Genomic DNA, 7,800 nt, shown 5'->3' on the forward strand with positions numbered 1-7,800 from the left:
AGGTTTGAAACAGCTACTGGCGTGTTATTTTTGCGTCAGAGTGATATTCATTAATAGTTATAACTATAGAGAGCACAGTGGAAGTGGAAACATCAAAATTATTTGACGACAAGGCAGATCTTTATGCTTCTGCTCGACCTCTGTATCCGAAGGTGCTGTTTGATTTTGTTGCTTCCTTAGTTATAACCCATGACAAAGCCTGGGATTGTGCAACTGGAAATGGTCAAGCTGCTATAGGGCTGGCAAAGAATTTCTCTAAAGTCGAAGCAACAGATATTAGCAAAGAGCAAATTGCAAATGCCTTCCAAGCTGAAAATATTAACTATTCTGCACAGCCAGGTGAATCAACAAATTTTAGAAATAATCAATTTGATCTGGTTAATGTTGCACAGGCCTTGCATTGGTTCGATTACGACAGATTTTGGGATGAAGTCTCTCGAGTTCTAAAACCTACTGGAGTATTTGTTGCCTATTCTTATGTATGGCCACATATCAACGATAATGTAGATCATATAATAGATGTAAAGGTAAAGAGTGTTATCGAACCATATTGGGCACCTAATAATAAATTGGCATGGGACTCTTACAGCTCACTTGATCTGCCATTTAAAACTATTGCCACTCCAAATATTAACCTTGAAAACCACTGGGATCTGGATCAATTTCTTAGCTATATACACACCTGGTCCGGTACACGTAGGTGTATAGACGATATCGGTTCCAGTTTTTTTGAGGAGGCTCGAAAAGCGCTACAATCTGTATGGGGAGACACAAGTAAAAAAATGGTAGTGAAAAATCCGTTAACAATTATTGCTGGTAGCGCATGGTTATAATCAGGTAAGAGCTGTTACCTAGCCAGCCATATTCTTGAATATTGATTCCACTAAAATAGCCAACAACCCTGTTCGCCGGCTATTTTCTGTACAATTCAGGTACAACCCAACACCCATGGTCCCATATCAACTATCCACAAAGCTATCCACCGGTCTTGTGGATAGTCTATCATAAATCCGTAAGCGATTTGAAACAGATCTTATGAGAGTACTTTTGATAGCCCCTGCTTCCTCTCTCATAATGTATACTTTTTGATAAATAACTAGTGCGCTACACATAGGTGCACTAAATGGAATGCAAGCAATTACCTACTCGTCTCCTAGCATAAAAAATGATGTTTTCTCTGAATTAATTACTAATTCATACAGCGAATTTCTACTAGAGCTAAAAAAATTTACAAAAATTAATTGGCAAGAGCTGTACGAATATAATTTAGAAGTTGAATGCCAAAAATATGTGGAATTTAGTATTTTAAGTTTACTACTGAATTTAAGATAAACAAATGCCTACGCGATAAAACCTTAACTTCTACAAATAACAGAAGAACATAATTTTACTTAAAAGACTCTTTCTCCAATAAACTATCGATTTCAGCTGCAGGCAGCGGCTTACTAAATAACCAGCCTTGCAAAAAGTTACATTTTGAAGCCACTAAAATTGACTTTTGCTCTTCTGTTTCAACCCCTTCAGCTACAACTGTCATACCAAGTTCATGAGCCATAGCAATAGTTGCAGAAACAAGCTTCCTTGCTGATTCTCTTGCTTCTAGATCCATAATAAATTCTCGATCAATTTTCAATGAGTCGAATTTATATTGACGCAAGTAACTCAAAGAAGAATATCCGGTGCCAAAATCATCCATTGTCAAAGTAACGCCAAGAGATTCAAGCTTTTTCAGCTCTTCTTCAACATTACAATAGTTTGAAAGCAGCAGTCCTTCCGTAATCTCAAACTCGACAGATCGACTGTTCAATTCGTACTGTAAGAAAAGGGATTCTAGGGCAGACACTATTTCACCAGAGCGAAATTGTACTGGAGATAAATTAATAGCCATCGATAACTCATCAGAATATTTCCTCTGCCATTGAGTCAGCTTTTCAAATGCTTCAGTAATCACAAAGAATCCAATTTCCTGAATTAGGCTGGCTTTTTCTGCTATAGGAATAAACTCTACTGGAGAAACTGTGCCCATTTCAGGATTAAACCAGCGTATTAATGCTTCAAAACTTACAATACCATTGGTTTTGGCATCAACTTTTGGCTGGTAATAAACTTGTAGTTCATTTCTTTCTAACGCACCTCGCAATTGTTTTTCTAACTCAAGCCGACGGGACACTTTCTGTAGCAAGCCTTCGGTATAGAAGGCAAAATGCCCCTGTTTTTCTTCTTTCGCATGATGAGTAGCAGTATCAGCCAAAGTCAATAACGTTTCTGCAGTGGTACCGTCATCTGGAAAAAGCGCTATCCCAATGCTAGCTCTAATTGAAATTTCCTGACTAGCCTTCTTAAAATTCTGGTTCAAACTATCAAGCAGTTTTTCAGCAAGATGGGCTGAATCTGAAGCATCTGCAAAATTCGTTTGAATAACTAAAAACTGATCCCCGCCCAGGCGACCCAGAGTATCATTTTCTCTAAGCATACCCTTTAACCGAGTAGAGCACTCCTTTAAAACTGCATCACCAATTTTATGCCCCAAACCATCATTAATTTTCTTGAAGTCATCAATATCGATGGAGAACAAAGCTACTTTACGATGGTTGCGCCGGGCGTCCAAAATAAGCTGTTTTAACCGATCAAGGATAAGAAATCGATTAGGAAGATCAGTAAGTTGGTCATAATTCGCTGTATAATGAAGTTGAGAGGTCCGAAGACGTACTTTTCGATTCAGCAAAATATTCCATATCAAGAAACTAACCACTAACCCAGAAAATACTGCCACGACCTTCCATAATAATGAATAATCAACTTCTGGTTCGTATTCAATTGACAGCCACTTTTCTGAGATAGCTTTTCTTTTTCTTGGGCCAATGGTATTTAATCCTTTTTGCAAAATGGAAGCTAGCTCAGGTAAATCGTTCCTGACTGCAAAATGCAGAGTTTGAACTTCTGTTGAAGCCGGGGCAGAAATTTTTAAATTTGTTAAATTGAGTTTTCTTATCCAATAAGTAGCGGAAGCAACATTGCCCACAAAAGCATCTACTGTACCACCCGAGACCGCCAATAAGGACTCTTGGAGAGTGTCATATAAAACAGGGTTGATATCTGTATTTTCTATTAAAAAGCCATGGTGAGAAGTATTTATTTGTACAGCAACAGTTTGACCATATAAATCACCTAAGCTGGCTATAAACGGAGCATCATCTCGACTAACAATGACGCGATGAAAACTCAAATAGGCCTTTGTATAGTTTAGATAGCGTTTACGCTTTTCAGTCACACCAACTGCAGGTAAGACATCAATTTCACCTTGTTTAACTTTGTCTATGACCTCTTTCCAGCTCAATCCATCAACGATCTTCATTTTAAGATTAAGACGCTGACTGAGTAACTTAACGTAATCCGATGCCATCCCTTGATACACACCGTTTTCGATATACTCGAAGGGAGCAAACTCTGGATCAATACCCAAACGAATCAGCCTGTTTTGACTCAGCCATTTTTTTTCCGCTTCGGTAAAATCAATTTGCACTAGGTTCTCCATGTAATCGACAGGTAACCATTTGGCTCTTAGCTTTTGCATTTGACTTTCGGGAATTGAATGAAGGCCTTTATTGATAATTGAGACAAGTTCTGGCCAATCTTTCCGAACAGCAATACTTTCATTTGAATGGTTCTTGTCATAAACCGCAGCGTATTTCAAGTTGGATAGCAGATACTTATTTCGGTAATAATGAACGGCACTTAAAAAACTTATCGCTGCATCAGCCTCACCAACAGAAACAGCGTTTAGGGCATCCAACATAGTATCAACATAAACAGGTGATACTTGAGGAAACTCTTGAAGCACATGGTCTACATATTGGTAATTTTTGACTAGTGCGATTCTCTTACCAGAAACATCTTCTTTCTTCTTGATGTCCTGATTTTCAGCCTGGGAAATGACAACTAGGGACTTGTAGATATAAGGATCGGTAAAGTTAAACCATTTCGATCGCTCTTCGCGATCAACCATGGTAGCAACCACGTCGATCTGTTTCTTTTGAGCAGCTTGGTAAAGGGTTTTCCACTCATATTGAGGGGAAATGTTGAATGTAACACCAATGCGCTTTTCTATTTCATTAAGTACATCGACGGCAAATCCTTCTAACTTACCGTTATCACTCAAAAAACTAAAGGGAGGAAAGTAGCCATCAAAAGCCAAAGAAACCACTTTATGAGTATCTATCCAAGCTTTCTCTTCGTCATTGAAAGCCAGAGATTCTGTAGTGCTAGCAGCGGGCGCAACACCAGAGCAAACCAGAGTAATTATGGTTAGCCATAACCCCAGTAATGCTTGATTTATTTGCCTCACAACTCCCATAGAAATTCAACTATCATTCATCAGTCAGTGGGCCTACTACTTAATTAAATCTTAGTGCTATTGCTCTGCTTTACCAGAAATAGAGGAATGAATATATTCTGAAGTTATTTAGTAAACGATCAATTAACAGCGAGGATATTTTGGCTTAAATTAAATTTTAATCTTAGATTTTATTTAAAATACATCCATAATAAATATTATACTAGTTATCCTTAACACCCTCCTCCCATTTTTTTTTGTACTTTTCTATCAACTGTTTCGTTAAATTAATAGCTTTAAATTCGTTTAGTTTTTGGCTAAGAAGTTGATAGTATTTTCTGCAAGGTGACTTCTTAGAAATAGCAATGTACATCCCTTCTGATGTGACATACGGCTTTAAAGGTATAATTTGGTCTTTTAAATCTGTTGATGCTAATGCTGCTAAGGTTGGATACAATCCATATATCATATAATCCACACGTTTTTTATTTAACTTATTAATTACATTTAATAAACCATGTGATTGCTCTATTTTCAAATGATCAGCCGCATAAGCGTCAAATTCTTCACCAAAACTGTTACCAATTAATGTAGCGCCTCTCAAGCTAACTAAGTCACTCCACTTCTGATATTTGAACATAGAGGACTTCCTTATAAAAATTGCTACAGGATCTTGCATGAAAGCAGGAAAAACATAGTCCATATATTCTATCCTCTCTTCATTTATATAAGGCCCTGCCAATATATCGGCCGCACCAGTTTTAACCACTTTCTGAGCTCGCGCCCAAGGTAGTGGTAAGGTTGTCATCGGTACAGTTACTCCCTTGAATGCACGCTGTAAAATTTCTACAGCAACTCCTGTCATTTCCTGTGACTTACTGTCAGTCCAAGTGATAGGAGGATATTCTGCATTGCCTGCAACGACAAGACGATCACATGATTTTGCTGATACGGGTATAATCACGCAAAAGCTTACAATAAGTAAAAGTAGATTGAGGCCATATATCATAATTTATAAAACTCTAATTCCTCATTTTTATTTTTCTGAGTATAGTCTAGATATCCAGGAGGGGAACCAATGATTTGCTCTCCCCCTCATTGGAGAAAACAATAGGATGGGCCTGTGTGAGTACTTACTTCAGGCCCGAAAAAATTCACTTACTATTTAACTAACAGCAAGTAGAATCACTAAAATAATAAATAAAAACCCAACTACAAAGTTAAAGGTTTGAGAGTGTTCATAAACTATCCACGATATTTTTTCCATAATTAAAGAGTAAAGTATATGAACTGACAGTGTTATAATTAATAGAACACTAATAAGCCATAAAACTTGCTCTAAATAAGAAAGTTCTTTACTAATAAATAAATAAAAAAAAGATGCAAAAAACAATAATGTTTTAGGACTAAAACAGGTAATAACGAACCCATGCTTTAACGAAAAACTGTTCATTGCAGGCTCAGATATCTTAGTATTTTTATATGCTGCAATTAATGAAATAATTCCTAGATATAAGAGGTAAATTAGTCCTGCATATTGGATAATATTATATAGAATTATTGAGCGTTCCAAAACAACAGCTAATCCACTTACAGCGGCGATAGCAATTAAAAACAATCCTAATTGAATGCCTACAATTAAAGGCAAAGTCTATCTTAAACCGAAACGAATACTCTGCGTTAATACTGCTAACGTTCCAGACCCTGGCGTAGCAGCCGAAATAACACATACAAGCGCATATGAAAGTAAAACATTTGTATCCATTTTGAACACCTGCAATAACTGAAAAAGCAATACGCACCTTGGCTATATAGCAAGGTATTTGAGAGGAATTTAGTTGTTAGCAGAAGCTAGATGCTCAATATGTTTGGCAGCTAAGCCAAACGCCCGTTGCATAGAATAACAGTACTAATAAAGGACATTACTTTAGTTTATAGTCTTAACTAAAGATGCTTCTATACCCTTCACGAGTCACTTTTAGGGTTCGTTGTCAGCGCTCTTCACCCCAGTCACTTTTAATATAAGCTTCTGAGGCTTCATCGCTTGACGCCCGCACCCTTGTGCCCTAGGGGTATAAAAACCCTTCGTATTGGGTATAGTTTATAGAGCTTTTCAACTAAATTTTTCAGTTATTGTTGCTCAAAAGAATACATAATAAACATCTAACTTTATATAGAATACAAATAAATCAAATAGACTGATGATACTACGTCAATTAAGTAAAGTAGTCTAGTCAATTAGAACCTTCTTTAATCATATTCTAATGACGATTTTAGAAACCATCTTCTGAAAGGTAAGACTCGTTATGATTACCACACCCAAAAACTGATCAAATTTCACACAAACACAAACCCATTTACTTATTACAAATCAATCAGTTAGTGTTTTTGATACATAACCAAATTTCGAATCTGTGTTAGTAACACAACCTATTATTGGCATATTAGGTGAGTAAATCGACCAGGTCACTCCAACCGCCGCCCCTCCTAGCTGGTGGGGATACCTAATTTAACGATAAAATCAATGCTTTTTCACGCAAGTACGACAATTACAGATTGTTTGTGTTCCATCTGAACCTGAAATTATTTTCCATTTACCATTCCACTTATAAGTACTTCTTCCAGGTTTAGCTTTTTCTTCACACTCCATCGGGCACAAAGTATTTACCACATCAAAATCTGACACTGGTCCTATCTTAACCCAAATATCATTAAAGCAAAAATATTGTTTAGTACTTTCATCATTCGTAAAAGAATATTCTTTTGAACTACTTTTAGGTTGTGTTAAGACCTGCCTCCATTGCTGAGTTGCATTTGCATTAAACTCAGATAAAAATACAGCTCTGTTCGAAGAACCATAATCTAAAACAAAGTTTGTATCGCCTCCATTATAAATATAACCATTCGAGAAAAACCAAGCTTGATGGTGTTGATTTTTACAATGTTTGATATAAGTGTTATTTCCTGCTCCAGGTAAACCCGCATCTAAACACATTTTCTTTGCTGATTTTGGATGAAGTCTACCACGACTATCCGTGTACCAAAGCTGGTTATCCCTTCCATGACAAGGATAAAGCTTAACAGGTGTATAATTAGTTACCTGGTTACCATCTACATCAAGGCATAAATTATTTGAAGATATAATTTTATAGTATTTATTACCCGCATATACGTTTAACACCGTAAAAAACAACAAAAACAAACAAAATACTTTGACTTTCATTTTTAACACCAAAACTTCTTTTAATCACCAGTTTATCAATGGATTTCATACACAAATACAATATCAAAAACCCATATCTCTAGCACACCCGTACAGCATTTTCTATGTTCGAACCTATTATATTATATGAATATACTATTACATAATCACTAATTTCAATTAGAATCAAGTCAACTACAAAAAACCTTAAATTTATTAAACATTATTAATAGAATAATTTTTTGATACATTTAACGACACATAA

5 protein-coding genes are annotated in these 7,800 nt (G+C 36.2%); 1 reads left to right on the top strand and 4 read right to left on the bottom strand.

What is annotated here, in order from left to right; all coding sequences use genetic code 11:
* Window positions 1–77: 77 nt before the first annotated feature.
* Window positions 78–833, top strand: coding sequence for a class I SAM-dependent methyltransferase (locus KCG35_RS22775; protein ID WP_215822160.1), 756 nt, complete (start codon window positions 78–80; stop codon window positions 831–833).
* Between the two features lie 554 nt (window positions 834–1,387).
* Here KCG35_RS22775 and KCG35_RS22780 read toward each other — a convergent pair.
* The 4 genes from KCG35_RS22780 to KCG35_RS22795 form a co-directional block, all read right to left on the bottom strand.
* Window positions 1,388–4,345, bottom strand: coding sequence for an EAL domain-containing protein (locus KCG35_RS22780; protein ID WP_309227487.1), 2,958 nt, complete (start codon window positions 4,343–4,345; stop codon window positions 1,388–1,390).
* A 211-nt stretch (window positions 4,346–4,556) separates the two neighbouring features.
* Complete coding sequence (locus KCG35_RS22785; protein WP_215822162.1) at window positions 4,557–5,297, bottom strand: substrate-binding periplasmic protein; 741 nt, start codon at window positions 5,295–5,297, stop codon at window positions 4,557–4,559.
* Window positions 5,298–5,498: 201 nt separating this feature from the next.
* A complete protein-coding gene (locus KCG35_RS22790; RefSeq protein ID WP_215822163.1) occupies window positions 5,499–5,981 on the bottom strand; it encodes a LysE family translocator in 483 nt (160 codons plus the stop codon).
* An 873-nt stretch (window positions 5,982–6,854) separates the two neighbouring features.
* The gene (locus KCG35_RS22795; protein WP_215822164.1) at window positions 6,855–7,556 is read right to left on the bottom strand and encodes a ricin-type beta-trefoil lectin domain protein; all 702 of its coding nucleotides are present in this window, start codon (window positions 7,554–7,556) and stop codon (window positions 6,855–6,857) included.
* Between the last annotated feature and the right edge of the window lie 244 nt (window positions 7,557–7,800).

This window comes from Zooshikella harenae, assembly GCF_018837975.1.
In the GTDB taxonomy this organism is placed as follows: domain Bacteria; phylum Pseudomonadota; class Gammaproteobacteria; order Pseudomonadales; family Zooshikellaceae; genus Zooshikella; species Zooshikella harenae.

Excerpts from the sequence above, each read along its gene's own strand:
- KCG35_RS22795 (WP_215822164.1), bottom strand. The coding sequence starts at position 7,556 with ATGAAAGTCAAAGTATTTTGTTTGTTTTTGTTGTTTTTTACGGTGTTA.